General features: G+C 59.8%; 1 protein-coding gene. It reads right to left on the bottom strand.

Features of this window, described 5'->3' with window-relative positions:
- Positions 1 to 141 precede the first annotated feature (141 nt).
- Entirely contained in the window at positions 142 to 966 is an 825-nt protein-coding gene (gene mazG / locus EN906_RS34920) for a nucleoside triphosphate pyrophosphohydrolase (RefSeq protein ID WP_127375812.1), read from the bottom strand.
- Positions 967 to 1,119 lie beyond the last annotated feature (153 nt).

Genomic DNA, 1,119 nt, shown 5'->3' with positions numbered 1-1,119 from the left:
GCCACCATCTCGCTCAAGGCCACGCAAAGCGCCCGCGAAGAGATCGAAAGCAGATTGCGTCGTAAAAACAACGGGTAATCCGGAGCAATTCCAGGAAAAAGTGTATAGCGGTTTTCCGTCCGGAATTGCCCGAAAGAGAGATTACTTCGCGGTCTTTGCTTCCTGCCAGAGCGCTTCCATCTCGGCCAGATCAGCCTTTTCCAGCGTGCTGCCGGATTTTTCCAGAGCTTGTTCGACATAGTGGAAGCACGAGCGGAATTTTTCGTTGGTGCCGCTCAGCGCTGCTTCGGAATCGAGCTTGAGATGACGGCCGAGATTGACGACGGCAAACAGCATGTCGCCGAACTCGTCCTTGATCGAGGCGGTGTCGCCCTTTGCCAGCGCCTCGCGCAATTCGCCGATCTCTTCCTCGATCTTGTCGAGGATGGGCGCCGCCTCGCTCCAGTCGAAACCGACGCGGGCGGCCTTCTCCTGAAGTTTCAGCGCCCGGGTCAGTGCGGGCAGGGCGACCGGCACGCTGTCCAGAAACCCCTTGCCGTTGTCTTCGGGATCGAGACCACGCGCGAGGCGGGCGCTTCGTTTCTCCGCCTTCTCTTCGGCCTTGATCTCTTCCCACATGCCCTTGGCCATGCCGGCGTTGCGGGCTTTCTCGTCGCCGAAGACATGCGGATGGCGGCGGATCATCTTCGTCGTGATGGCTTGCACCACATCCGGGAAGGCGAATTCACCGGCCTCCTCGGCCATCTGCGCGTGATAGACAACCTGCAGCAGAAGGTCGCCGAGCTCGTCGCGCAGATCGTCAAGGTCGCCGCGCGCGATGGCGTCCGCCACCTCATAGGCTTCCTCAATCGTGTAGGGCGCGATGGTCGAGAAATCCTGTTCGATGTCCCAGGGACAGCCGGTCTTCGGCGCCCGTAGCGCCGCCATGATCTCGATCAGGCGCGAAATGTCTTTCGATGGCGTCATCTAGAGCTATTCCAGGAAAAGTGTGAAACGGTTTTCTGTCCGGAATTGCGTCAAAACAGTCTATCGGATGCTATCCCGCGACCGGCCGCGCGGCTAACGCTGTCAGCCGGCGCGGAAGCCTTGTCCACAGACAAGCCGCGTCAATCAAGAACC

This window comes from Mesorhizobium sp. M7A.F.Ca.CA.004.06.1.1 (assembly GCF_003999135.1).
Classification (GTDB): Bacteria; Pseudomonadota; Alphaproteobacteria; order Rhizobiales; family Rhizobiaceae; genus Mesorhizobium.
The sequence above is the reverse complement of the archived record's forward strand: the minus strand, read 5'-3'. Positions and strand labels throughout refer to the sequence as shown.